This window comes from Ruegeria sp. C8, from assembly GCF_056537565.1.
On record NZ_JBQFRV010000001.1, the window covers coordinates 412,981 to 436,528 of the forward strand.

At 58.8% G+C, this 23,548-nt stretch carries 25 protein-coding genes and 1 tRNA gene; 12 read left to right on the forward strand and 14 right to left on the reverse strand.

Translation table 11 applies throughout. The features are described from left to right. Positions 1–430: 430 nt before the first annotated feature. From ACR0KL_RS02075 to ACR0KL_RS02115, 9 genes are all read right to left on the reverse strand, one after another. The gene (locus ACR0KL_RS02075; protein ID WP_170377319.1) at positions 431–1,372 is read right to left on the reverse strand and encodes an ABC transporter permease; all 942 of its coding nucleotides are present in this window, start codon (positions 1,370–1,372) and stop codon (positions 431–433) included. Continuing rightward, positions 1,369–2,412, reverse strand: a complete 1,044-nt coding sequence (locus ACR0KL_RS02080) for an ABC transporter permease (protein WP_170676246.1) — start codon at positions 2,410–2,412, stop codon at positions 1,369–1,371. The genes ACR0KL_RS02075 and ACR0KL_RS02080 overlap by 4 nt, the downstream gene beginning before the upstream one ends. Continuing rightward, positions 2,402–3,922: an ABC transporter ATP-binding protein gene (locus tag ACR0KL_RS02085; RefSeq protein ID WP_170638498.1), complete on the reverse strand. Its 1,521-nt coding sequence runs from the start codon at positions 3,920–3,922 to the stop codon at positions 2,402–2,404. The genes ACR0KL_RS02080 and ACR0KL_RS02085 overlap by 11 nt, the downstream gene beginning before the upstream one ends. Next, entirely contained in the window at positions 3,919–5,313 is a 1,395-nt protein-coding gene (locus ACR0KL_RS02090; protein ID WP_170676251.1) for an amidase, read from the reverse strand. Before ACR0KL_RS02090 ends, ACR0KL_RS02085 begins: the two co-directional genes overlap by 4 nt. Further along, entirely contained in the window at positions 5,294–6,277 is a 984-nt protein-coding gene (locus tag ACR0KL_RS02095; RefSeq protein ID WP_170676253.1) for a BMP family protein, read from the reverse strand. Before ACR0KL_RS02095 ends, ACR0KL_RS02090 begins: the two co-directional genes overlap by 20 nt. Before the next feature lie 36 nt (positions 6,278–6,313). Further along, a complete protein-coding gene (locus tag ACR0KL_RS02100; protein ID WP_480776596.1) occupies positions 6,314–7,618 on the reverse strand; it encodes an amidohydrolase family protein in 1,305 nt (434 codons plus the stop codon). A 341-nt stretch (positions 7,619–7,959) separates the two neighbouring features. Then, positions 7,960–8,421: a hypothetical protein gene (locus ACR0KL_RS02105; RefSeq protein WP_170676257.1), complete on the reverse strand. Its 462-nt coding sequence runs from the start codon at positions 8,419–8,421 to the stop codon at positions 7,960–7,962. Between the two features lie 10 nt (positions 8,422–8,431). Then, positions 8,432–8,713: a hypothetical protein gene (locus ACR0KL_RS02110; RefSeq protein ID WP_170676259.1), complete on the reverse strand. Its 282-nt coding sequence runs from the start codon at positions 8,711–8,713 to the stop codon at positions 8,432–8,434. 84 nt (positions 8,714–8,797) lie between these two features. Beyond that, complete coding sequence (locus tag ACR0KL_RS02115) at positions 8,798–9,871, reverse strand: anhydro-N-acetylmuramic acid kinase (protein WP_480554533.1); 1,074 nt, start codon at positions 9,869–9,871, stop codon at positions 8,798–8,800. Positions 9,872–10,164: 293 nt separating this feature from the next. On the opposite strand from ACR0KL_RS02115, the gene tyrS reads away from it, so the two are divergent. Beyond that, positions 10,165–11,415: a tyrosine--tRNA ligase gene (gene tyrS / locus ACR0KL_RS02120; protein ID WP_170676261.1), complete on the forward strand. Its 1,251-nt coding sequence runs from the start codon at positions 10,165–10,167 to the stop codon at positions 11,413–11,415. A gap of 109 nt (positions 11,416–11,524) precedes the next feature. Further along, positions 11,525–12,286: a DNA/RNA non-specific endonuclease gene (locus ACR0KL_RS02125; RefSeq protein ID WP_170664970.1), complete on the forward strand. Its 762-nt coding sequence runs from the start codon at positions 11,525–11,527 to the stop codon at positions 12,284–12,286. A gap of 100 nt (positions 12,287–12,386) precedes the next feature. Here the strand turns inward: ACR0KL_RS02125 and ACR0KL_RS02130 are convergent, their stop codons facing one another. Beyond that, positions 12,387–13,136 carry a hypothetical protein gene (locus ACR0KL_RS02130; RefSeq protein WP_170676263.1) on the reverse strand — a complete coding sequence of 250 codons (750 nt, stop codon included), beginning with the start codon at positions 13,134–13,136 and terminating at the stop codon, positions 12,387–12,389. Between the two features lie 199 nt (positions 13,137–13,335). On the opposite strand from ACR0KL_RS02130, the gene ACR0KL_RS02135 reads away from it, so the two are divergent. Together ACR0KL_RS02135 and ACR0KL_RS02140 are read left to right on the forward strand one after the other, a co-directional pair. Continuing rightward, complete coding sequence (locus tag ACR0KL_RS02135; RefSeq protein ID WP_170676265.1) at positions 13,336–14,091, forward strand: 3-hydroxyacyl-CoA dehydrogenase; 756 nt, start codon at positions 13,336–13,338, stop codon at positions 14,089–14,091. 28 nt (positions 14,092–14,119) lie between these two features. Continuing rightward, positions 14,120–14,656, forward strand: coding sequence for a sugar O-acetyltransferase (locus ACR0KL_RS02140; RefSeq protein ID WP_480554449.1), 537 nt, complete (start codon positions 14,120–14,122; stop codon positions 14,654–14,656). A gap of 42 nt (positions 14,657–14,698) precedes the next feature. Here ACR0KL_RS02140 and ACR0KL_RS02145 read toward each other — a convergent pair whose 3' ends face one another. The 3 genes from ACR0KL_RS02145 to ACR0KL_RS02155 all read right to left on the reverse strand — a co-directional run bounded on the left by ACR0KL_RS02145 (position 14,699) and on the right by ACR0KL_RS02155 (position 17,887). Beyond that, positions 14,699–16,507: an ABC-F family ATP-binding cassette domain-containing protein gene (locus ACR0KL_RS02145; RefSeq protein ID WP_480554451.1), complete on the reverse strand. Its 1,809-nt coding sequence runs from the start codon at positions 16,505–16,507 to the stop codon at positions 14,699–14,701. A gap of 68 nt (positions 16,508–16,575) precedes the next feature. Continuing rightward, on the reverse strand, positions 16,576–17,310 hold the full coding sequence (locus ACR0KL_RS02150; RefSeq protein ID WP_170676269.1) for a GNAT family N-acyltransferase: 735 nt from the start codon (positions 17,308–17,310) through the stop codon (positions 16,576–16,578). A 100-nt stretch (positions 17,311–17,410) separates the two neighbouring features. Continuing rightward, on the reverse strand, positions 17,411–17,887 hold the full coding sequence (locus ACR0KL_RS02155) for an outer membrane protein assembly factor BamE domain-containing protein (protein ID WP_170466431.1): 477 nt from the start codon (positions 17,885–17,887) through the stop codon (positions 17,411–17,413). A gap of 84 nt (positions 17,888–17,971) precedes the next feature. Here ACR0KL_RS02155 and ACR0KL_RS02160 point away from each other — a divergent pair, with 84 nt between their 5' ends. The 8 genes from ACR0KL_RS02160 to ACR0KL_RS02195 all read left to right on the forward strand — a co-directional run bounded on the left by ACR0KL_RS02160 (position 17,972) and on the right by ACR0KL_RS02195 (position 23,281). Further along, positions 17,972–18,508, forward strand: a complete 537-nt coding sequence (locus ACR0KL_RS02160) for a DUF177 domain-containing protein (protein ID WP_170676271.1) — start codon at positions 17,972–17,974, stop codon at positions 18,506–18,508. 204 nt (positions 18,509–18,712) lie between these two features. Continuing rightward, entirely contained in the window at positions 18,713–18,919 is a 207-nt protein-coding gene (gene rpmF, locus ACR0KL_RS02165) for a 50S ribosomal protein L32 (protein ID WP_008756996.1), read from the forward strand. A gap of 24 nt (positions 18,920–18,943) precedes the next feature. Then, entirely contained in the window at positions 18,944–20,032 is a 1,089-nt protein-coding gene (gene plsX, locus ACR0KL_RS02170) for a phosphate acyltransferase PlsX (protein ID WP_170548168.1), read from the forward strand. A 21-nt stretch (positions 20,033–20,053) separates the two neighbouring features. After that, a complete protein-coding gene (locus ACR0KL_RS02175; RefSeq protein ID WP_170676273.1) occupies positions 20,054–21,025 on the forward strand; it encodes a beta-ketoacyl-ACP synthase III in 972 nt (323 codons plus the stop codon). Positions 21,026–21,121: 96 nt separating this feature from the next. Beyond that, entirely contained in the window at positions 21,122–21,424 is a 303-nt protein-coding gene (gene ihfA, locus ACR0KL_RS02180; protein ID WP_037316145.1) for an integration host factor subunit alpha, read from the forward strand. Positions 21,425–21,442: 18 nt separating this feature from the next. Continuing rightward, on the forward strand, positions 21,443–22,003 hold the full coding sequence (locus ACR0KL_RS02185; protein ID WP_170676274.1) for a MerR family transcriptional regulator: 561 nt from the start codon (positions 21,443–21,445) through the stop codon (positions 22,001–22,003). Positions 22,004–22,063: 60 nt separating this feature from the next. Further along, positions 22,064–22,140: transfer RNA gene (locus ACR0KL_RS02190), tRNA-Pro, on the forward strand. A 61-nt stretch (positions 22,141–22,201) separates the two neighbouring features. Further along, positions 22,202–23,281 carry a 2'-deoxycytidine 5'-triphosphate deaminase gene (locus ACR0KL_RS02195; protein WP_170676276.1) on the forward strand — a complete coding sequence of 360 codons (1,080 nt, stop codon included), beginning with the start codon at positions 22,202–22,204 and terminating at the stop codon, positions 23,279–23,281. On the opposite strand, the gene ACR0KL_RS02200 is transcribed toward ACR0KL_RS02195, so the two are convergent. Beyond that, positions 23,278–23,496 carry a hypothetical protein gene (locus ACR0KL_RS02200; protein WP_170483409.1) on the reverse strand — a complete coding sequence of 73 codons (219 nt, stop codon included), beginning with the start codon at positions 23,494–23,496 and terminating at the stop codon, positions 23,278–23,280. The genes ACR0KL_RS02195 and ACR0KL_RS02200 overlap by 4 nt on opposite strands. Positions 23,497–23,548: the final 52 nt, after the last annotated feature.

The following is a 23,548-nucleotide window of genomic DNA, read 5'->3' on the forward strand; positions in this document are numbered from 1 at the left end:
TTCTATAGCTTTACTTTCAGTTTTACTCGAGAAGTTATCACTCCTGATTGTGATCTCTCGGGCAGTGGCCAAGCACAAACGAAAAAATCGCCCAAGGCAGCCATTTGCGTCAGCCGAATCGAAGGTTTGGTTCGAACCCTAAAACGACCAATGCGATCAGCGCAGCGTTCATCGAAAAGGGCGGAAACCGGCCATTCGCCGCGTGCGCGAGCTTGTCAGGTCGGACAGTCGGAGGCAGGCATTCAAATGACCCTAAGACCGGTTTTCAATCTGCGCGACTGAATGATGCCGGAGAGTGAAAAAACAGGTATTCTGCAGAGAATTCCGGATTGTGATCTAGGTCTTGTGCCTAGCACTTCGTTGTCTGGTCGAGTAGCTGGTTATTTGATGAGTCTATCGTATTCTAGCCAATATGTTTGAAACTATGCCACTAACGTTCGCCGCGTCGGTAGGGTGCCATCAATGCCGCGGGGACTTCGGCTCTGCGGGCGACAAGGACGAGCGCAACGATCGAAAGTACATACGGCGCCATAAGGAACAATTGATATGGCACACCCTCAACCGTTGTCTGTAATCGCAGTTGGTAGGCATCGAAGAAAGCGAACAACATCGCGCCAATCAAAGCCTTGCTGGGCCGCCAGCTAGCGAAAACTACCAATGCGATGCAGATCCAACCGCGCCCTTGCACCATGCCCGGGAAAAAGCTGTTGAACGCCGTTGTGGTCAGGAAGGCTCCGCCGACCGCCATCAAGGCCGACCCGACAACAACTGCGCCGATACGGATACGGATCGGGTTCAGCCCCTGCGCCTCAACCGCATGAGGGTTCTCTCCGGTCATACGAATAGCCAACCCCAAGGGCGTGCGGGCAAGAACATAGGCCATCACAACCACCGCAGCGAGCGCCAGATAGGTCGGCAAAGCTTGGTTAAAAAGGATCGGTCCCAAAACGGGAAGATCTGACAGGACCGGAATATCGAGCGGCTTAAAAGCCTCGATCGTAGGGGGCAAATCTCCCACCTCAACAAGCAACCTGTACAAGTAATAGGCTAAAGCGGATGCAAAAAGCGTTATGCCCAGCCCTGAGACGTGTTGCGAAAGCCCTAGTGGAACTGTCAGCATGGCATGAAGCAATCCCATCACCGCGCCGCAAAACGCTGCAAAAATGAGGCCTGCAAGCAATGGTGCTCCCATGTAGACGACAAGCCAACCGCTCATCGCCCCCATGGTCATGATCCCCTCGATTCCCAGATTAAGCACGCCCGAACGTTCGCAAAGCAACGCACCCAGAACACCAAATATGAGCGGTGTCGCAATACGCAGCACGGAAGCCCAAAGACTGGTATTCAGCAGCAGGTCAATTGCATCACTCATCTGCGCACCCGGTAGGTTGTGAAAAGAAGGGCCACGATCATGGTGAGTAGGCAAAGCGCCACAATCACATCGGCAATGAAACTGGGAACACCCGTCGCACGGCTCATGGCGTCGGCCCCGACAAAGACGGTGGCGACGAAAACAGCGGCAGCGACCACTCCGGCCGGATGCAAAGCGGCGAGCATGGCGACGACAATGCCTGCATAACCAAATCCGGGGCTCATAGTGGTGGTGACACCCGCAGTGACCCCCATGACTTCGACAGACCCGGCAAGCCCAGCCAGCGCGCCCGAAAGCAGGGCCACACCCATGATCGTTCGGGGCAGGGAAATTCCGGCAAAAGCAGCAGCGCTGGCATTTAAACCTGCGGCGCGTGTTTCAGCACCAAAAACAGTGCGCGCAAGGATCAGCCAAACAGCACCTGCCGCAGCGATAGCAACAAGCAGCCCGATATGGAGACGTGTACGGGGGATCAGATCCGGAAGGCGGTATTCACCGTCTACGGGCACCGAAGAGGGCCACCCAAAGGCCAGCGGATCGCGCATAGGACCCTCAATCATGAGACCAACGAAAAGGATCACGATGAAATTGAGTAGCAGGGTTGTCACCACCTCATCTACGCCGAAACGCAAGCGTAGAAAGGCAGGCCCTGCCAACAGGGCCGCGCCTGCCGCCATGCCTGACAACATCAAGATCGGAATACCTATCCACCCTGGAACCCCGAGTGAATGACCGATCCAAGCGGTGATTAGCGCCCCAACAAAGAACTGTCCCTCGCCCCCGATGTTCCAAAGCCGCGCTCGGAAGGCGACAGCTGCGGCAAGCCCCGTAAAGATAAGCGGAGTGGCGCGGGTCAGCATCTCGGCGATCGAAAGGCGCGAGCCGAATGCGCCATTCACCATTTCACCATAGGCTGCTAGCGGATTTACGTCAGCAGCAGCGATGAGACCTGCGGCCAAAAGCAATGCAGCAAAGATCGCGGCCAGTGGTGCAATGATCGCGAGGTGCAGCGGCACATGTGAGCGTCGTTCAAGCCGCATCGTCGTTTTCCTTCCAGACACCTGCCATCATCAAGCCAAGGCGTTGTGGGTCGGCTTCATCCGCCGATATCGGTTCTGACAAGCGACCTTTTACGATGGCCTGTATTCGGTCTGACAGGGCCACAGCTTCTTCCAATTCTTCCGAGATGAGCAGGATTGCGGCACCTTCCGCCCGCGCTGCCAAAAGCTCGGCATGAACCGAAGCAATTGCCCCTTCATCAAGACCACGCGTCGGCTGATTTGCGAGCACAAAGCGCGGCCCATTGGTCAGAACCCGGCCAAGGATCAGTTTTTGCATATTGCCGCCGGACAGCAGCCTTGTTCGCGTGTCGGGGCTGGCGCCGCGGATATCAAAACGTTCGATCAGCCCTGCAGTGTAATCCCGGGCGGCGCGTTGTCGAACAAAGCCGCGGTGCGAAAATTCCGGTGTGCGCAAGCGCTCAAGCACCGCGTTTTCCCACAAACTCAATTCGCCCACAACGCCTTCTGCATGCCGGTCTTCAGGCACCCTGCCTGCCCCCGCGCGGATCATGCCGCGCGGACCCAGATGGCCGATATCTTCGTCCAAAAGTGTTAACTGACCCGTACTCGGGTGTGCCAATCCTGACAGCAGCGCTCCGAGGGAAGACTGACCATTGCCTGATACGCCAACGATACCAAGGATTTCACCGGCATGGACAGCGAACGACATATCATCCAGCCGCAATTCACCATCTTCTTCTACGCTCACATCCTTTGCGATCAGGACTGGCGCTCCAATCTCATGGTCTTGACGCACAGGACGCTCGACCTTGCGGCCAACCATCAGTTCCGCCAACTCTTCTGGAGTGGTTTCGGGTGTTTTGCGTTCCGCGACCATCCTGCCGCCACGAAGCACCGCCACACGGTCAGAGGCTGCCATGACCTCATGCAGCTTGTGGCTGATGAAGATCAGTGAGAGACCTTCTTTCGTCATATCGCGCAGCGTCTCGAACAGGCGCATCGCTTCGGGCCGGGCCAGAACCGCAGTAGGTTCATCCAATATCAAAATACGCGCGTCGCGATAGAGCGCTTTCAGAATCTCGACTCTTTGTCGTTCACCAACAGATAGCGAACGAACCTTGGCCTCTGGGTTTACAGGCAGGCCGAACCGCTCTGAAATCTGCAACAGTTTCTTGCGTGCCTCACCACGAGCGGAACGCGTGCGCGTCAGCGGTTCGGAACCCAGCATTACGTTTTCAAGAACCGTGAGGTTGCCCGCAAGCGTGAAGTGTTGGTGTACCATTCCCACACCCACCTCGATCGCGGCGCGTGGTTGACCCGGGGGCAGCTCTTTGCCAAACACCCTGACCGAGCCTTCGTCGGCTGCGTAATGGCCGAACAGGATATTCATTAGCGTGGTCTTACCCGCACCATTTTCGCCCAGAAGAGCAAGAATTTCACCTTTTTCTAGTGTGAGGGTCACATCATCATTGGCGGTGAGTGTTCCGAAATGCTTGGTTATACCGTTTAGTTCCAGAACCTTGGTCATGTGGTCAGGCCTGCGATTGCGTGTGGAAAAGGGATTGCGGGCGCGCGGGCTTCGATAAGTGCGCCAAGTTTCAGCAGCGCTAAATCCGAGCCGGGGGGACCAATCAGCTGAACGCCGATTGGAAGACCATTTGCCATGCCAAAAGGCAGCGCCAAAGCTGACAAGCCCGCTACATTTGCAAGTGCTGCGTTCGGGGCAAAAGCCTCGAGCCGCGCCATGTGATCGTCTGGGGAGGAGCCGGACAGATCCAAAGCGCCAACAACGGGCGGCGCAGACGAGAGGATCGGCATCAGGACAGCATCGGCAGACTTAAAAAGCTTACGAGATCGATTCGTCAGACGTGCGAGTTGTCGCGAGGCCGCAAAAAGCGCCGTGGCGGACTTCGCACGGCCCTCGGCAGCCATGGCTGCGGCAAGTGGCGGAATCTCATCATCAGTGATCTTGAGCGCAGTCAGCCACTCGGCCAAGGAAACACCTAGTATGGTTCGGGCGATTGCGTGAGCCTCATCCCCAAATTGGTCAGGGGCACGAATATCGCGCACCTCACAACCCGCATCGCGTAGCGCGTCGGCAGCACTTTTCGCGGCCTTGCACTGGTCGACACCGCACCGCTCCGGCAAGGCCAATGCGACACGGGGGCGTTCTAGCGGATATACAGGGGCCATGGGCTGGACTACCGCGTCAAAGGCTGTCTTCACATCGCGGACCGACCGCGCAAGGACCAACTCAGACGCTATGCCCATCAGGTGATTGGCAAAATCAGGGCCTCCGGGCACTGCGCCGCGAGAAGGCTTGAGTCCGGTCAAGCCGCAGCACGCAGCCGGAACCCTGATGGACCCGGCTGCATCCGTGGCATGAGCAATTGCAACAATACCAGCTGCAACCGCGGCTGCGCCACCGCCGGATGAACCACCGGGTGTCAGTGCGGGGTTCCATGGATTACGGGTCACAGCCGCGCCATCGGGTTCGCATGTCAGTGAAAGGCCAAACGGCGGTGTTGCGGTCAAGCCAAAAGGGATCAGGCCGGTTCGGCGAAGACGGTGTAGCAGGTGGCTGTCGCTTTCGGGTCTACGACATCGCGCACGGATTGCCACAGATCCTGCCGCCGCCGGCAACCCTTTTGCGGAACCACCTAGGTCTTTCACCAAAAAGGGAACCCCATGAAATGGCCCGCGCTGGTCTGGTGGCAATGCGTCTGCCACCTTTGCCCCATCGCGGGCCATTTCTTCGTCCAGATATACCACGGCCCCCAAATCCGCCCTTGCGTGGCAGGCGGCAAGACTGGATTCCATCAGTTCGCAGGCAGAGATCTGCCCTGCCGCGATGGCAGCTGCAAGAGCCGTGGCATCGGTCACGTCAAGGCCCTCGGGATCAGGAGGGCTCGCTTTCATCAATCGGCACGTCCCATTCACCGGATTGAATCGCGGCCTGTTTGGCCTCCATCCCCGGGATGGCGTCGGCAGGCACTTCATCGGCGACATAGATCAGTTCATTGCCGCCATGAGCCATAAAGGAATATTCCGTGTAGTTACGACCCGTTGGGTTGCCGGCCTGAACATCCGCCACGATGGCCTCGATTGTGGGACCGTAATTCCAGATCGCATTGGCAAAAACCGTGCCCGGGTAGCGTGGAGTATAGTCGATGAGCGAACCGATGGCCTTTACACCTCGCGCTTGGGCCGCATCCGCAGTACCAATGCGCTCACCAAACAGTATGTCCGCGCCCGCATCGATTTGGGCAATCGCAGCTTCCTGCGCGCGGGCCGGATCGAACCATGCACCGATAAAGCCGTTGACGAAGGTGGCGTCTGGGTTCACTTCGCTTACGCCCATGCGGAAAGCATTGATCAACAGGTTCACCTCGGGGATTGGGTAACCACCGACCGAGCCATAGACATTGCTTTCGGACATTTGACCCGCGAGCATACCGGCCAGATAGGCTGCCTCGTGGTTGCGTGTGCCAAAGACACCGAAATTGTCACCTTCTGGCCCACCGGAAGACCCCATCAGAAACGCAGTGTCGGGGTAGTCACCCGCCACTTCGCGTGCTTCACGCTCCACAGCGTAAGATTCACCCCAGATAATTTGCGCACCTCCCTCGGCATATTCGCGCATCGCGCGGGGATAGTCGGTCGGCGCTACGCCTTCTGAAAACTCATACTCTATCAGGCCAGCGTCAGCAGCTTCCTGCATCGCCAGGTGAATGCGACTGTTCCACGCATTTTCAACCGGAGACATGTGCACGCCGGCGACACGGATCGCAGATTGCGCATTCACGCGTCGGATATAAGCCGGCAGGGCCAGCGTGGCCGCAGCGCCGATCATCAATTGACGGCGGGTTGTTGTGAGCTTCATCGGTAAATCCTCTTCTGTTGGTGGCAATTCTTCTTGTTATTGAGCTTCCTGAGTATCGGGCCTGGGCGCGTAATCTGCGGGATCCAGGGTCGTGGGACGGCCAGGCAAAGAAAGCGCGGCCATTCGTGGTTCTGTGCGGGCCAACACCTTTCCGTTTTTTATAACGGCAAGCCGGGTGGCTTTCATGCGAACTGCTTCAATTGGGTCCTGCGCTTGCAGCACAACCATATTGGCAGGGCCGCCTTCGCGGATCGTCGGGTCGGGCAAGCCCATTGCTTTGGCACCATTCTGAGTAACGGACGTAAACGCCCACTCCATCGCCGCGCGGGATGTCATCGGCACGGCATGCACGCCCATATGAGCCACTTCCAACATGTCGGCGGAGCCAAGCGAATACCATGGGTCCATCGTGCAATCCTGCCCGAAGGCGACATTTACACCTGCCGCGCGTAGCTCTGGCACCCGGGTCAGCCCCCTACGACGCGGATAGGTATCCGAACGGCCTTGCAGCGTGATATTGATGAGAGGATTGGGCACTACATTCATGCCACTTTCTGCGATTAGCGGTATGAGCTTCGATGCATAGTAGTTGTCATACGAGTGCATTGCGGTGACATGACTTGCCGTTGCCCGCCCGCCAAGCCCAAAGCGCGTGGTCTCATAGGCTAAGGTTTCCACGTGGCGCGACATTGGATCGTCGCTTTCATCGCAATGCAAATCCAGCTTCAGACCTCGGTCTGCCGCTATCTCGGCCAGTCTTCTGACCGACCGGGCGCCTTCCGACATTGTACGCTCAAAATGCGGGATGCCGCCCACTACATCGACACCCATATCAAGGGCTTGGATCAAGTATGTTTCTGCATTCTCCGCGCGGTAAAGGCCATCTTGCGGGAATGCTACCAATTGCAGATCAATATAGGGAGCGACCTGCTTGCGGACCTCCAACAGCGCTTCGACGCCAACCAAAGGTGTGGATGAAACATCCACATGCGAACGGATTGCCAGCAATCCCTGCGATACGGCAAGGTCGCAATATCGCATGGCGCGTTCAATTACTGCCTCGGGTGTCAGCAGGGGCTTCAATTCGCCCCAAAGCGCGATGCCTTCCAATAGTGTACCCGAGACATTCATGCGAGGCGTTCCAAGGCTCAGGGTCGCATCCATATGGAAGTGTGGGTCGGTAAACGGGGGCGAAACCAAGCGCCCAGCCGCGTCAATGACTTCGCCCGCCTCAGCCTCGATCTTGGGGGCAATTTCTGCGACGCGGTCACCCTTGATCGCAATATCCAACGGCCCTCGGCCATCCGGCAGTTGGGCTTGTCTAATGATGATGTCGAGCATTCATCTTCCCCCAAATTTGACCACAAGGTAAAAGTATTCTGATAAAATGCTACATTTTTTTGCTGTGTTTCAGGAAGCAGCGCTTCGGATAGTCTGACGCAATTCGAATGCCTGCAAGGCGGAATGCGAACGCAGCAATTCGTCGTATCGATGGATGGCGGCTTTGGAGCCATCCGCGCTATCCAATTATCCTGAACACATTGGCTTGATAGCGCGGCTATAGCCTTAGCATTCAGCTAGGCGCAGGAGCGCCAAGGCATCTCGCCACAATTGACAAGTGCGAGCGAGTAGCAACAAAAATGCAATCGACGGCTTGGAAGCGCCCCCAACCCCGCATGCCCCTATTTCTCGGCCCGGTTCTTCAAAAGCGCGGTCAACAAGGGCACCAGCAACGCTGGCAAAGACCCCAGCGGATTTGCCCCGATACTTTTGACCGCCTGAACCACCTCACGCGCCTCAGTGGCCATCTCTTCCATCTCGTCTTCAACGTCCGCGATTGCCATGTCGCGAACTTCCACCGCCGGGGCGATTTCATCCTCGACATTGGTCCGCCGCGCAAACAGAACAAGCAGCGCCGCCAAAAGCAAGTTCCCGGCCGCCAGCACCGCTGCTGCACCGGCGGAAGACATCAACGCGTCCAGTGCGAAAAAAATGGCAACATTCAGGGCAACCAAACCAGCCAGCGCCGCGAGACCCGCCAGCACCATCAGGATCGTCTGCTGCTGCATCACCGCAAGACGCCGACGCGCGATCAGGCGTTCCGTGCGATAGATCGTTACAAGATTTCTGCTAAACCTGCTCATCTCACCCTCTCTACCTGCTGGCCCGACCGACCACATACCCAAGCGAGAACGCAATCAGCAGAACCGTAATCGGATAGTCCTTCTGCAAACGGCCAAACTCGGCAACGACCTCCTCACCCATGGCCTCGGCCCCGGATAGATCAACGCCATGCTCCTTCAGCAATCGCCGAATCTCATCGCTGGTCTTGGTCGAGGCCTTCTCTTCCGCGCCCGCCTCGGCGCTCTCTTCCAACTTGGCGTTACGAGCCCGCAACGCCTCAAGTTCGGCTTCCAGTTCCGCTTTTGTCGCCATGAAACAAGACCCTTGTTGAAACACGTTCACACAAGCGTTGCACATTTATGCCCGCTTTTGAACCACTTGGTCCAAGTTCCCAGCTTAGCTGGCCTGATCCACCGAGACACGGCTGACAATGCCACCGCCCACCAGGGCCTGAACCCCCGTCGTTCCGGGGCATGAAGTCGGCAAACCTCGCGCCACGCGGACCGCCAGATAGGCGAAAGCCTGAGCCTCGAGCATATCGCCGTCCAGCCCCACGGCCTCGACCGGCTCAACCGGGCAATCCAACGAGACGCGCAGCATCTCCATCAGAACGGGGTTATGCCGCCCTCCGCCAGTCACCAGCACGCGCGCGGGCGGTTTCGGGCAATGCTGCATCCCCTGCGCCACACCCGCGGCACACATCGCGGTCAGGGTCGCAACCGCGTCCGCATCGCTCAACTCCTGCACCAGACGCACCATCTCGGCGAAGTCGTTTCGGTCCAAGGATTTGGGCGGCATGCGCGCAAAGAATGGCTCGGCCAGAAACAGCTCGAGCGCACCGGTTTCCACGGTACCGCCTCGGGCGACACCACCGTCGCGATCCATTGGCTGGCCCAGACGAACCTGCATCAGATCATCCACAGGCGCATTTGCCGGGCCCGTGTCAAAAGCCAGCAACGCCCCTGGCGCTTCGGGGCCATCAAAGGACGGGTCTACATAGGTCAAGTTGCCGACACCGCCGAGGTTCAGGAAACACAGCGGCTCCTGCGCATCGATCCATTTGGCACAGGCGAAATGGAAGAACGGGGCCAGAGGCGCGCCTTCGCCCCCCAAAGCCACGTCATCACTGCGGAAGTCCCAGACAACCGGTAAACCCAGCGCCTGCGCCAGTCCGACACCATCGCCCACCTGCAAGGTGCCGCGCCCACGCGGTTCATGCGCAAGGGTCTGGCCGTGAAAGCCGATCAAATCCACCTCTTCGAATTCCGACAGGGCCTCGGCATGGGCCACGGTCACCAGCTCGCCCGCGACCTCGACATCCGCCCCTTGCCATTGACCCAAGGCTGCGCGGATCACCGCACGTTCAGCCTCGGAATAGGCGCGATAGCCGGTTTCACCAAAGCTGAAGATTTGATGACCATCGGTTTCGACCACGGCGGCATCCACGCCATCCATTGACGTCCCTGACATCGCCCCAAGCGCCCGGATCGGACCTTGCATCCTGTTGGACTGCCGCACGGCTGCCTCCTGCCTGTATCAGACGTTGCACCTGTCTTCCGAACAATCAGAGCGTGCAACGGCGCCAACCTGCACCGCCGATGGCAGACAAGGCAAGCGCCTTGCGCCCGAGCTGCAAAGAATTCTGCTCCGAGCGCCCTGTATGCGACGCTGGCCCGGGGTGTTTTTCAACGCAAAAGGCACCTTCCCCTTCCCTACGCCGCCGCCTATACAGTGCCCCGCAACAGTAACCCCGAGGGCACGATATGACCTACCACCCCAAATCGGATTTCATCGCCACGATGATCGAGCGCGGCTTTCTGGCCGACTGCACCGATTATCAAGGCCTTGACGACGCGCTGATCGACGGGGTGCAGACAGCTTATATCGGCTATGACGCCACCGCGCAGTCGCTGCATGTGGGTCACCTGATGAACATCATGGTGCTACGTTGGCTGCAAAAGACCGGCCACAAGCCGATCACCCTGATGGGCGGCGGCACCACCAAGGTGGGCGATCCTTCGTTCCGCTCGGACGAGCGCCCCCTGCTGGGGCCCGAACAGATTGACGCCAATATCGCCGGAATGCAGAAGGTCTTCGCCAAATACCTGTCCTATGACGACAGCGAGACCGGCGCGCTGATGCTGAACAATGCCGAATGGCTCGACAGCCTGAACTACCTCGATTTCCTGCGCGATATCGGGCGGCATTTCTCGGTCAATCGGATGCTGTCCTTCGAGTCCGTGAAATCCCGGCTGGACCGCGAACAATCGCTGAGCTTCCTCGAATTCAACTACATGATCCTGCAGGCCTACGACTTCCTTGAGCTGAACCGTCGCTATGGCTGCGTTCTGCAAATGGGCGGCTCAGATCAGTGGGGTAATATCGTCAACGGCATCGACCTGACCCGCCGCGTATTGGATCAGGAAATCTACGGCCTGACGACGCCTCTGCTGACCACCAGCGACGGCCGCAAGATGGGCAAATCGCAGGGCGGTGCGATCTGGCTGAACGACGATATGCTGTCGCCCTATGAGTTCTGGCAGTTCTGGCGCAACACCACCGACGCCGATGTGGGTCGCTTCCTGAAGATCTTCACCGAGCTTCCGGTCGATGAGTGCGAGCGCATGGGCGCGTTGCAGGGGTCCGAGATCAACGAAGCCAAAATCCGCCTCGCCAATGAGGTCACGACCCTTCTGCATGGTGCCGAAGCCGCTACCACAGCCGAGGCCACCGCGCGCGAGGTGTTCGAAAAAGGCGGAGTTGGCGGAGACCTTCCGACCCTCACGCTCAGCGCGGATGAGCTGGGCGATGGCATGTCGATCGTGCAGTTGATCGTGAAATCCGGTCTGGCCAAGTCCGGGAAAGAGGCCAAGCGCCTGATATCGGAAAACGGCGCCAAGCTGGACGACGCGCCGTTGACGGATGCAGGCCTGATGATTGACGCAGGCGCGTTGTCCTCTCCGATCAAACTGAGCGCAGGCAAGAAACGCCACGCTCTGGTTCAGCTAGGCTGATCTTTCTCGTTTCCGGGCGCAAACACCTGCGCCCGGAACGCCTTATTTCGTTGAAGCCCAAATCTATGCTAAACTGCTGACTATTGAAGCGTTTTAGTATGATTTGAACATGGTAGTTGCGAACAAATTCACATCTTCCCGCCGCGCCGACGTTGTCTTTGAAGGCGAAAAATTCTCAACCGGCGCGGATGAGGTCACCTGCATCCTGACAACCGACAGCTTGAAGCAAAAGGGCAGCTCTCCGGCTACCGGCCATTGCGCGATTGTCGAACGGTTCAACTCGCGCTGGGATGTAAAAGACCTGATTGATCTGGCCGCGGTGCAAAAGGCCCTGTCCAGCAAGTCGACGCTACAAAAGCTTGCCAAGGCAAATTCGGTCGACAAGATTTTGGAGCTTCTGGCGCTGACAGAAATTCAGATGCTGTCCGACTACTCGGAACTGCAGGCACAGACATACATCAAAGGACACATCCTGAGCGAAAAACTTGGCGGGCCCGGCACCAATGTCAATCTGACGCCCATGTCGGCCAGCTCGAACTCGACCTACTACAGCGCCTTTGAATCCAAACTGATCAAGAGCTTGCAGGACTTCAGAAAAGAAGAAAAAGCCTCGGGCTATCGGGTCCGCGTCCGGTTTCATGCGAAGTGCAGCGGCGGCATGAAACCCTGGTGGAGCAGTGCGTCGAAGGAAACCTCGCGCATGTTGAGCAAGCTGCCGAGAACCCTGAAAGCAAGCTGGCGGGTCGACAGCTTTTTCAAAGACGGCAAACCTGGCGAGCGGATCGCAAAGTCGAAATTACCGGCATCGGCAGCAAAGAAGATGCCTAAAGCGACTGGCGCTAAACCGGTCACCTACCCGCTGGCGCTGTAAATTACCGAGATGGCGCTAGCTGTATCCGGAGTTTGATATGCTGGTGTAGGTCGCCGGATGTGGCGACCTACAAAAATTTCAGGGACTGCGTCACCATGGGCTACTTCTTGCCCTTTCCTCCGCCGTTCTTGCCGCCGCCTGTACCGCCGCCTTTTCCATCACCGCCTTTGCCGCCTCCGCTGTTTCCACCATTTCCGTTGCCGCCGCCGCCGTTTCCGGAGCCGCCGCCCTGACCATTATTCCCACCACCGTTACCGGTGCCTGGCCCTGAACCTCCGTTATTTCCACCACCGTTTCCAGGGTTTCCACCATTTCCATTGCCGTTGCCGGGACCACCGTTGCTGCCGCCATTGCCACCGTTACCGGGGCCGTCACCGCCGCCACCGTTGCCGGGACCATCGCCGCCGTTACCCGGTCCATCGCCGCCACCATCTCCGGGTCCATCGCCCCCATCACCGGGGCCGTCATCGCCGCCTGGACCACCGTCACCTGCCGGACCTACTCCGCCGCCGTTGCCCGGACCGCTAGAAGACCTGTCCTCGCCTTGGTTCGAAGCGGCCTGCACACTCGCCGTGGGCAAATCGGTCAGCAACGTGGCCAATCCCGGGCATTGCGCACCTGTTACGCTGAGGGTGGTTTCGAAATCGGCCCGCCTCTGCAGACGCTCCAGAAAGCTGGGCGTAACCTGCACGCAATCGCACAAACCTGCGTAGTCTCCGGCATTGGCGAGATCACGCGCTGTTTTCCAGTTGCAGGTTTCAGGCGCGGCTGCTGCGCTTCCGACCATGAACACCCCGACAAACGGCGCAATCGCAAGCGCGCCAAGTTTTTGCTTTGTACTCTTTAACATTTCAGCACCTCCTGACGAAAAAACACCCGACCTCGTCAGGTTGTTCATTCACGAGTTGGCGATCTACCGTGAAGCCAGTCTGAAGGGTTTCTGAGGATTTCTTCAGAACCCAACGCGGGGTCCAAAGCCAAACCTATAGACAGGACGCGGCTAAACTGTTTATTGAACATATGTTCATTAACCCGCGAGGAGGCCTATCATGAACCTGTCCGACACCGCAGCCATCATCACCGGCGGTGCGTCCGGTTTGGGCGAAGCCACCGCCCGGTACTTTGCCGCGCAAGGTGCTCAGGTCACGCTGCTGGATCGCGATGCCGAGCGAGGCGCGAAGGTCGCCGCCGAGATCGGAGGGCATTTCACTGAGACTGACGTAACCCAAGAAGCCTCGGTCGTAGCGGCGGTCGGGCTGGCCACGGCCAAAATGGGCAAGATCACCGCTGCCGTGAATTGCGCCGGTATTGCGGATGGTATCAAAACCGTTGGGCGCGATGGCCCGCACCCTCTGGACGCATTCCAGCGCACAATCGACATCAATCTGGTGGGCAGTTTCAATGTCGCCCGTCTTGCCGCAGCCCAAATGGCCCTGAATGAGCCCGACGCGGACGGTGCCCGTGGAGTCATCATCAACACCGCTTCAATCGCGGCATTCGACGGGCAAAAGGGTCAGGCGGCCTATGCGGCCTCAAAAGGCGGCGTGGTTGGTATGACGCTGCCCATGGCACGCGATCTGGCCTCAACAGGTATCCGAGTGATGACTATCGCGCCCGGCATCTTCATGACGCCCATGCTGGCCGGTCTGCCGGAAGAGGTGCAAGCCCAATTGGCCGCTGACGTCCCAAACCCACCTCGCTTGGGGGACCCGAAGGAATACGGACGCCTCGCCGCCTTCATCGTCGAGATGGGCTATCTGAACGGAGAGGTCATCCGCATCGACGGAGCGCTGCGGATGCGCTAACCCTAAGGACATGAGTGAACGGCAGAAAATGACAGCGGGTGCGTGGTACACCTGCCTCGATCCAGAACTGGAAGACTTGCGCCAGACCGCCCGTCGCGCCGTTTACGCCCACAACACATGCCATCCCGATGATCGCGGCCCTATCGCGCCTGAGTTGCGCGCGCTTTTCGCCGAAACCGGGCATATGTGCTTCATCGAAGCCCCGTTTCATTGCGCCTATGGATTCAACCTATCTCTGGGCGATCGTGTCTATTTTAACGCGGGCTGTACCATATTGGATACCGCGCCTGTCAGGATCGGCAGCGACACAATGCTCGGCCCTAACGTCCAGATCTACTGCGCTGAACACGCCAAGGACCCCGACCTGCGCGCAGACGGTCTTGAAATCGCGCATCCGGTCGCGATTGGAGAGAATGTTTGGATTGGCGGCGGCGCTATAATCCTGCCTGGTGTCTCAATCGGTGACCGGGCCATTATCGGCGCGGGCAGTGTCGTGACCAAATCTGTCGCACCCGATGAAACGGTCGTTGGCAACCCCGCACGCCCGATCCGGGGACGCGCATAAGACGACCTTGAAATTCTGAGGAAACGGGTTTCGGGTCTTTTACTACCCGCCTTCGGCCTTTTCCTCCAGCATCAGCCACTCTTCCTCAGCGACCGACAGTTTCTCCTGCCGTTCGACCAGCGCCTCGGTGGCTTTCTGGAACTTGACCGGCTCGCGCGTGAACAGGTCGGGGTCTGCCATCAGCTCTTCCAGCTTGGCAATCTCAGCCTCCAGCCGCGCAATCTCGGCCGGGAGCTTCTCCAGCCGATGCTTTTCCGAGAAGGACAGGCCTGTCTTCGGCTTGGCTTCCTGCTTCACCTTTGGCTTGGAAGCTTTTGTTTTCTCTTCTTTCTTAGGGGCAAGATCACCCCGCTGAGCGATATAGTCCGACCACCCGCCCGCATAGACGGTCGCGCGGCCATTGCCCTCCATCGCGATGGTTGTGGTGGCAACGCGGTCCAAAAAGTCCCGGTCGTGGCTGACCAGCAGAACCGTGCCGTCATAGTCGTCCAACAGCTCTTGCAGCAGGTCCAGAGTTTCCACATCCAGATCGTTGGTCGGTTCGTCCAGCACCAGCAGATTCGACGGTTTCGCCATCAGTTTCGCCAGCAACAAACGCGCTTTTTCCCCGCCGGACAGGGACTTAACAGCTGCTCTTGCCTGGCGTTCATCGAACAGAAACTCTTTCAGGTAACCCACAACATGCTTGGGCTGCCCGCCAACCATGACCTGATCGGCCTTGCCCGACACCCGCATTTCGGGGTCTCCGGTCAGACTGTCCCACAGGCTCATCTCAGGGTCCAACTGCGCGCGGGTCTGGTCAAACACCGCGATTTCGAGATTGGTGCCAAGGGTTACAGAGCCCTCATCCGGCGCCTCCTGCCCCAGCAGCATCTTCAACAGAGTGGTTTTGCCCACCCCGTTCGGTCCAACAAAAGCAACCCGATCGCCGCGCTGCGCCAATAGATCAAAGCCGCGCACGATCTGCTTGTCGCCATAGGCTTTGGACAGAGCCTTGGCCTCGATCACCTTGCGACCGGATTTCGGACCCGCTTCGAGTGACATAGCCGCCGAGCCCTGACGTTTGATCTGCGCTGCCTTTTCGGCCCTCAGGGCCTGCAACGCCCGCACACGTCCCTGGTTGCGTTTGCGCCGCGCGCTGATCCCTTCGACCGCCCATTTCGCCTCGGACTTGATCAGACGGTTCAACTTGTGCCGCTGCTGATCTTCCTCTTCCCAGACCTTGTCGCGCCAAGTCTCGAACGCCTCGAAACCCTGCTCCTGTCGCCGCACCATGCCGCGATCAATCCACAGGGTCGCGCGGGTCAATGCCCGCAGGAACGCGCGGTCGTGCGAGATCAGCACATAAGCGGCCCGCGTCGCGCCCAATTCGCGCTCGAGCCAAGCGATGGCTTCGATGTCCAGATGGTTGGTCGGCTCGTCCAGCAACATCAGGTCCGGCGCTTCGGCCATAAGTTTGGCCAAAGCGGCCCGCCGCCGTTCCCCGCCTGAGGCGGTCTCAACGGGGCGTGACGGATCGAATTTCAGTCCCTCACCGGCGCGTTCGACCTTGTACAGCTCGCCCGACTCCAACCCGCTTGAGGCATAATCGCCCAGCGTCGCGAACCCCTCCATCCCCGGGTCCTGCTCCATATACCCAACGGATTTGCCGGGAGGCACAACGATCTCGCCCTGATCCGCCTCAACCAGCCCCGCCATCACCTTCATCAAGGTGGATTTACCCGAGCCGTTGCGCCCTACAAGCGCAACTCGATCACCCGGCTGGACCACCAGATCCAAACCGGAAAACACCGGATCACCCCCGAAGGTCAGGGAAATGCCAGACATCTGCAACAAAGGAATTCTCGCCATGCCCGCCAGCTAAACCGGCAGCGCTGGCGCGTCAACGCCCACACCGTCTTGTCGTTGAAAATACGGAACTACCCGGCCACTGCCCGCAACAACCGTTTGCGGGCTGGAGGAATCGCCCCAATCTCCAACCCGGTGAAAACGTGCAACGTGTTCATATGCCGATCCACCACCGCATGATCGCTAACCCAGCCGCCCATCATCAGATAGGTGCGCAGCAATGGCGGCATTCGCAGCATCGCTTTCTTGACGTCCGGCCTGCGACGCAGCTTGGACGCAAACCGAAACACATCCGGCGCTTTCACCCGCGGCAGCCAGCGTTTCGGGGCCAAATGACGGTGTTTGAGCATCGCGAACGCGTCCAGATACTCGGCCGTCTCGGTCCCTGCGAATGAGGAACATCCAAACAGCATCTCGATCCCGTTCTGGTCCACATAGGCCGTCATCGCACCCCACGCCACACGTAGGATGTCCGGGTCTGTCCAGTCGGGGTGGATACAAAACCGCCCCATCTCGACCATGCGGCCTGAGAATCCTTCGAGGCTGGTCAGATCGTAAAACTGCGCCGAGTAGCTACGCCCGATTTCAGCACCGCTCTCCATGGTCAGCATGCGGAAACAACAGACCAGAGCGCCCTCGTCCTGCAGGTCTTCGACCAGAACATGGGCGCAAACGGGATCGAACGCGTCAGCATCCAATGCGCCGGTGCCAAACGCCCACGTTCGGAGCGCCTGCGCCGCCGCCAGATCTTCGTCACTCTGCGCCAGACGCGCCCGAAAGCGCCCTTTGCTCAACAACACAGCCATGACTGCATCCTCCGCCCTTGCCGACCGGAATTCAACCTTGTGGCTCTGCTAGCACAGCAGATGTGACTGCCTTGTGAAGGCGACGCGACAATCCTGTGACTTAGTTGGTGGCGCCCGGAATGTTAGCTGGGTTGAAGTTGCCGATATTGCCCAGCAGCTGACGCAGGAAGCCGTTGTTCTGGATACTGGATTCCGTCACGCGCCGTTCGAGGGTCACGACGACACCGTCCTCCAGACCGAACCTCTCGATATTGCGGACTACGCCGCGCTGGTCAAAGCTGATTGCAACCAACTCGCGCGATACGACCTCGGGCCGTTTGGGGCCGTAAAAGCGCACGCGAGAGGCGACGTAGTAGTAGCCCGAATCTTGCACAACGCCGGAAATTCCGGGCGCGCCGATGGCTTCGGCCACGGTGTCGCGGGTATCGACACCCACTTTGATCTCGGCCAGATCTTCGGCAGGCGGAATATAGCCGTGATTCTTGAAGGTCGGCGTACAGGCCGCAATCGCAGCCAGACAGGCAATAAAGACGAGCGATTTCGCTGCTCGTTTCACCTTGTTTGCACCCATCACCATATACACCCTCTTGCCTTGATCCGTAACGGCCCCTATCCGCTTACAGAAACCGATGCCCCGGTTCAACATAGGAAAGGGTCACGAATGAGCAACACGACATCTCTGCGGGTGGCCGACCTGCCCCAAAACACGCCAACATCCTTCGAATTGCGCCCAAACGCGACGGAACTGGACGACATCAAAGCCGCGCTTGACCTGCTGGGTCTGCGCAAGCTCAGCTTTGTCGGCAAAGTTGAGGCCGAAGGAAAGAAGGACTGGGTCCTGACCGCCAAACTGGGCGCAACTGTCGTGCAACCCTGCGTCGTGACGCTGGAACCGGTGACCACGCGTATCGACGTCCCTGTGACTCGCTCCTTCCTAGCCGAATGGGCGGACCCAGAAGATGAAGAGTTCGAAATCCCCGAAGGCGACGAAACCGAAGCCTTGGGGTCCGAAATTGACCCCACCCAAGTGATGATCGAGGCGCTGTCGTTGGCCCTCCCCCTTTATCCACGCAAGGAGGGTGCGGAACTGGAGCAGGCCGACTATACCGAGCCAGGCAAACAGGCGATGACTGACGAAGATGCCAAACCCTTTGCCGGACTGGCAGGTTTGCGCGATGCGCTGAAAAAAGACGAGTGACAGGGCAGAGATTTCCTGTCATAGCAAGCGGTCAGAAAAATCGCTTGAACATGTCGAGAATCGCAGTATTTTCGCGCGCTCATCGGATTTAGGGTTGGACAACGTGGGGCATGTACCCTAAACGCGCGTCAAACCACGATAAACGAAATATGAAACCCGGTCGGCGGCGATTCTGCTGACCCTCAGTAGACAAAGGTTGAGACCATGGCCGTCCAACAGAACAAAGTTTCCAAGTCGCGTCGCAACAACCGCCGCGCACACGACGCTCTGGTTGCTGCAAACCCGAACGAATGCCCGAACTGCGGCGAGCTGAAGCGCCCGCACCACGTGTGCGCATCCTGCGGCCACTATGACGACCGTGAAGTCGTCGCTCAGGCCGACGAAATCGACCTGGACGAAGACGCAGCCTAAGCCTGATCGAGCGCCAGCCTTCGCATGACGGAACAACCCACGCACGCCGGACGGATCATCATTTCCGTTGATGCCATGGGGGGGGACGATGGTCCCGTAGCCGTTGTTGCAGGTTTGGCGCAATCGGCGAAAAAAAACCCCGATATCGGGTTTCTGCTGCACGGTCCGGAAGACAAGCTGCGCAAGCTCGTAGCGAAACGGCGCGTCCTTGATGGGCGCGTCGATTTTCGTGATTGTCCTGACGTCGTGACGATGGAAGACAAGCCCAGCCAGGTTGTGCGCAACGGCAAACAGACCTCGATGTGGTCCACGCTTGAGGCCGTGCGTCAGGGCGATGCCCATGGCGCGGTATCCTGTGGCAACACCGGCGCCCTGATGGCGCTGTCGATGATGCGTCTGCGAAAACTGCCCGGTGTCAGCCGCCCGGCGATTGCGATTCTGTGGCCCTCGCGCAACCCTCAGGGGTTCAACGTTATGTTGGATGTAGGCGCCGATGTGCGCGCCGACGCCAAGGATCTGCTGCAATATGCGCTGATGGGCGCCTCCTACGCGCGCAACGGCATGGCGCTGCAACGCCCTCGGATCGGGCTTCTGAATGTCGGCACCGAGGAACACAAAGGTCGGGCAGAGCTGAAAGAAGCGCATGCCATGATCACCGACTTCGCCGAATCCGCGAATTTCGATTTCGTCGGCTTTGTCGAAGGCAGCGATATTCCCGGCGACAAGGCAGATGTAATTGTGACCGATGGGTTTACCGGCAACGTCGCAATCAAGACCGGCGAAGGCACAGCCAGCCTGATCGGCGATCTTCTGCGCGAAGCGTTCAAATACACACCCCTCTCTCGACTTGCATCGGTGCTGGCGATCACCTCGCTCAACCGCCTGAAAAAACGCATCGATCCGCGCCGCGTGAACGGAGGCGTTTTCCTGGGGCTGAATGGAACCGTGGTGAAATCCCACGGCGGCGCAGACGCGACCGGAGTGTCAGCCGCAGTCAAGCTGGCCTTTACACTGGCCCAATCAGGTTTTGCCGAAAAATTGGCAGCACGGGTTGCATCAACGGCCCAGCTTGCACAAGATGCCGCGCATGCCGCGCCGCAGGCGGAAAAATAACAAAAAGGCAGTACCTCAAACATGGCAGGCCGTTCAGTCGTTGTAGGTGTCGGACATTATTTGCCCGAACGTGTTGTCCCGAATTCCGAGTTTGAACAGACTTTGGATACGACGGATGAATGGATCCGAACCCGGTCGGGGATCGAACGCCGCCACTTTGCTGCCGAAGGTGAAACCACCTCAGATCTGGCGACCAATGCCGCACAAGCCGCCCTTGCAGATGCGGGGCTGGAAGCCGACGACATTGACGCCATCGTCCTTGCGACCTCAACCGCTGATCTGACCTTTCCGTCTGCAGCGACGATGGTTCAGGCCCGCCTTGGCATGACGCGCGGCTTTGCCTTTGATGTGCAGGCCGTCTGCGCCGGATTCGTTTTCGCGCTGAGCAATGCGAACGCGCTGATCCTCTCGGGTCAGGCTAAACGCGTTCTGGTGATCGGGGCCGAAACGTTTTCCCGAATCATGGACTGGACCGACCGCTCGACCTGCGTGTTGTTCGGCGACGGCGCAGGCGCCCTGATCCTTGAGGAACAGGAAAGCACCGGCACGTCGGACGACCGAGGCGTTCTGGCAACCGATCTAAACTCGGACGGGCGGTATCAGGACCTGCTCTATGTGGATGGTGGCGTGTCAACGCAATCGACCGGTCATTTGCGGATGCAAGGCAACCAGGTCTTCCGTCATGCCGTTGAAAAGCTTGCCAAAACCGCTAACACCGCACTCGATCGCGCCGGGCTGACGGCCTCGGACGTGGATTGGATCGTGCCGCATCAGGCCAATATCCGCATCATTCAAGGCACAGCCAAGAAGATGGGCCTGCCGATGGAGAATGTTGTGGTCACCGTGCAGGATCACGGCAATACCTCGGCCGCGTCGATCCCTCTGGCCCTGTCGGTTGGCAAACAGCGTGGGCAAATCAAGCAAGGCGATCTGATCGTAACCGAAGCCATTGGCGGCGGGCTGGCTTGGGGCGCGGTTGTTCTGCGCTGGTAACCGGCGCAATTCAGCTTACGCCCCCACCTGCAATTCATTGATATTGACAGTGAATTTGCCCCCGCCCTATGCTTTGACATCAACAGGGGAAAAGGTATGAGCGACAAAACACTGACCCGAATGGATCTAAGCGAAGCCGTCTTTCGTGAAGTTGGCCTGTCACGCAACGAAAGCGCGCAGCTAGTGGAAAGCGTTCTGAACCACATGTCCGACGCGCTGGTTCGCGGTGAACAGGTTAAGATTTCCTCATTCGGCACGTTCAGCGTTCGGGACAAAACCGCTCGTATCGGTCGCAACCCCAAGACCGGCGAAGAGGTTCCCATTCAACCCCGCCGCGTGCTGACTTTCCGTCCGTCGCACCTGATGAAGGATCGCGTCGCCGCCGGGAATCGCAAGTAATCCTAGGAACTCGCGGACATGAGCAAATCCCCCGACGCATTTCGCACCATAAGTGAAGTTGCGGATTGGCTCGGAGTACAGGCCCATGTCCTGCGCTTTTGGGAAAGCCGGTTTACCCAGGTCAAACCCGTGAAACGGGCCGGAGGGCGCCGGTACTATCGCCCTAATGACATGCGTCTGCTGGGCGGTATCAAAAAGCTGCTGCACGAGGATGGGATCACCATCAAGGCCGTACAGCGGATTTTGCGCGAACAGGGTGTCGCCCATGTCGCAGCGCTCTCGCCGTCTCTGGATGAGCCTGCAGTCGAGGAAACGGACAGCACCGTTGTTCCCTTTTCCGCCAAACCTGCACCTCAGACCGAACAAATCCCGATGGACCTCGACGCACCGCGAGAGGCTGAGGCACCAGAGGAAAGCGCCGAACCAGCCGATCTGGATGCCGCGCCTTTGGTTGGAGGCATTGCTTCACTGGCATGGAATCGGTCCGAATTCGATGATGAACTACTCAGCCGTATCGCGCCCTTGGCCAAGGATTTGCGCGCATGGTTGAACCGGGTGGAAACACGGGCGGCAGGATAGAAAAAAGGCAATGTTTTCCTCTTGCCCCTGCCGGGAAAACCGTTATGAACACTCCAACGTCGGGCTATGGCGCAGCCTGGTAGCGCGTCCGTCTGGGGGACGGAAGGTCGCAGGTTCGAGTCCTGCTAGCCCGACCAAATCACACCGACGTTTATGGCAGACAGGCCAGATCCCGCTCTGGCATCAGGGGGGATCGAAATGACAGGTGTATGCCCAAACCAGCAGATCGAAGCGATGATCACACGCGGTGAGATCAGTGCCAGCCCGGACGTGATCCCGGCACAGGTGCAACCCGCCAGCCTTGATCTTCGTTTGGGAACAGTGGCTTACCGCGTCCGCGCTTCATTTCTTGCGGGCGAAGGGCGATCGGTCGCCGACCGTTTGGCCGAGTTTGAGATGCACCGGATCGATATCACCGACGGAGCCGTGCTCGAGAAAGGCTGCGTCTATCTCGTGCCGTTGATGGAATCGCTCGCCCTGCCCGTTGAGACCAGCGCGGTGGCGAATGCCAAAAGCTCAACCGGGCGGCTGGACCTGCTGACGCGAACAATCACCGATGGCGGCACCGAGTTCGACCGGGTGCCCGCAGGCTACACCGGCCCGCTTTACGCTGAAATCTGCCCGCGCTCCTTCTCGGTTCTTGTACGGCCCGGCATGCGGCTGAACCAGATTCGCTTCCGTCAGGGTCAGGCCGTTCTGACCGACGCGGAATTGACCGCCCTGCACACCGAATCCCCGCTGGTCGATGGGCCTGCAGTTATTCAGGACGGTCTGGGCTTTTCGGTTGACCTGCAATTGCCTGACACCGATCTGGTTGGCTATCGCGCAAAGCCGCATACCGGCGTGATTGATCTGGACCGGATCGGCGCATACGATCCGCAGGATTATTGGGAAGAGGTGCGCACGAGCGATGGCTGCATCATTCTCGATCCCGGCGCGTTCTATATCCTGGTCAGCCGGGAGGCGGTGCATATCCCACCCATGTACGCGGCAGAAATGGCCCCCTATCTGGCCATGGTCGGTGAGTTCCGTGTTCACTATGCGGGCTTTTTTGACCCCGGCTTTGGCCACGCGGCCGCAGGTGGTGCCGGATCGCGCGGTGTGCTTGAGGTTCGCTGCCACGAAGCCCCGTTCGTGCTAGAACACGGTCAGGTCGTAGGGCGCTTGGTCTATGAGAAGATGTCCGAAATGCCCACACAGCTATATGGCGCGGGCATTGCCTCGAACTATCAAGGACAGGGACTGAAACTGTCCAAACACTTCAAGGCGGCTACCTAAAACCGCATGAACCGCCGCATCTGACGGGTCATCTGCTTGGCCTGTTTGATACTCTGCGACTGGGCCGGCCCCGGTTTCCCTTTTGGTTGGCTACTGTCCGCATCCGACGAACCGCCCATACGGCTGGCCATATCAAATCCCTTGTCGATCCCCTTGTTGACAAGACGGCGCGTGACCTGGCGGACGATCATGTCGATGATCCGATTTGCATTCATTGCTCAACTCCGTTTCCTGCGCCTAGAGATAGGGTATCTATCCGGCGGCAAA

Bases quoted from the DNA above. Each gene is read 5' to 3' on its own strand.
- ACR0KL_RS02075 (WP_170377319.1), bottom strand. From the start codon at position 1,372: ATGAGTGATGCAATTGACCTGCTGCTGAATACCAGTCTTTGGGCTTCC.
- ACR0KL_RS02080 (WP_170676246.1), bottom strand. From the start codon at position 2,412: ATGCGGCTTGAACGACGCTCACATGTGCCGCTGCACCTCGCGATCATT.
- ACR0KL_RS02085 (WP_170638498.1), bottom strand. From the start codon at position 3,922: ATGACCAAGGTTCTGGAACTAAACGGTATAACCAAGCATTTCGGAACA.
- ACR0KL_RS02090 (WP_170676251.1), bottom strand. From the start codon at position 5,313: ATGAAAGCGAGCCCTCCTGATCCCGAGGGCCTTGACGTGACCGATGCC.
- ACR0KL_RS02095 (WP_170676253.1), bottom strand. From the start codon at position 6,277: ATGAAGCTCACAACAACCCGCCGTCAATTGATGATCGGCGCTGCGGCC.
- ACR0KL_RS02100 (WP_480776596.1), bottom strand. From the start codon at position 7,618: ATGCTCGACATCATCATTAGACAAGCCCAACTGCCGGATGGCCGAGGG.
- ACR0KL_RS02105 (WP_170676257.1), bottom strand. From the start codon at position 8,421: ATGAGCAGGTTTAGCAGAAATCTTGTAACGATCTATCGCACGGAACGC.
- ACR0KL_RS02110 (WP_170676259.1), bottom strand. From the start codon at position 8,713: ATGGCGACAAAAGCGGAACTGGAAGCCGAACTTGAGGCGTTGCGGGCT.
- ACR0KL_RS02115 (WP_480554533.1), bottom strand. From the start codon at position 9,871: ATGTCAGGGACGTCAATGGATGGCGTGGATGCCGCCGTGGTCGAAACC.
- tyrS (WP_170676261.1), top strand. From the start codon at position 10,165: ATGACCTACCACCCCAAATCGGATTTCATCGCCACGATGATCGAGCGC.
- ACR0KL_RS02125 (WP_170664970.1), top strand. From the start codon at position 11,525: ATGGTAGTTGCGAACAAATTCACATCTTCCCGCCGCGCCGACGTTGTC.
- ACR0KL_RS02130 (WP_170676263.1), bottom strand. From the start codon at position 13,136: ATGTTAAAGAGTACAAAGCAAAAACTTGGCGCGCTTGCGATTGCGCCG.
- ACR0KL_RS02135 (WP_170676265.1), top strand. From the start codon at position 13,336: ATGAACCTGTCCGACACCGCAGCCATCATCACCGGCGGTGCGTCCGGT.
- ACR0KL_RS02140 (WP_480554449.1), top strand. From the start codon at position 14,120: ATGACAGCGGGTGCGTGGTACACCTGCCTCGATCCAGAACTGGAAGAC.
- ACR0KL_RS02145 (WP_480554451.1), bottom strand. From the start codon at position 16,507: ATGGCGAGAATTCCTTTGTTGCAGATGTCTGGCATTTCCCTGACCTTC.
- ACR0KL_RS02150 (WP_170676269.1), bottom strand. From the start codon at position 17,310: ATGGCTGTGTTGTTGAGCAAAGGGCGCTTTCGGGCGCGTCTGGCGCAG.
- ACR0KL_RS02155 (WP_170466431.1), bottom strand. From the start codon at position 17,887: ATGGTGATGGGTGCAAACAAGGTGAAACGAGCAGCGAAATCGCTCGTC.
- ACR0KL_RS02160 (WP_170676271.1), top strand. From the start codon at position 17,972: ATGAGCAACACGACATCTCTGCGGGTGGCCGACCTGCCCCAAAACACG.
- rpmF (WP_008756996.1), top strand. From the start codon at position 18,713: ATGGCCGTCCAACAGAACAAAGTTTCCAAGTCGCGTCGCAACAACCGC.
- plsX (WP_170548168.1), top strand. From the start codon at position 18,944: ATGACGGAACAACCCACGCACGCCGGACGGATCATCATTTCCGTTGAT.
- ACR0KL_RS02175 (WP_170676273.1), top strand. From the start codon at position 20,054: ATGGCAGGCCGTTCAGTCGTTGTAGGTGTCGGACATTATTTGCCCGAA.
- ihfA (WP_037316145.1), top strand. From the start codon at position 21,122: ATGAGCGACAAAACACTGACCCGAATGGATCTAAGCGAAGCCGTCTTT.
- ACR0KL_RS02185 (WP_170676274.1), top strand. From the start codon at position 21,443: ATGAGCAAATCCCCCGACGCATTTCGCACCATAAGTGAAGTTGCGGAT.
- ACR0KL_RS02195 (WP_170676276.1), top strand. From the start codon at position 22,202: ATGACAGGTGTATGCCCAAACCAGCAGATCGAAGCGATGATCACACGC.
- ACR0KL_RS02200 (WP_170483409.1), bottom strand. From the start codon at position 23,496: ATGAATGCAAATCGGATCATCGACATGATCGTCCGCCAGGTCACGCGC.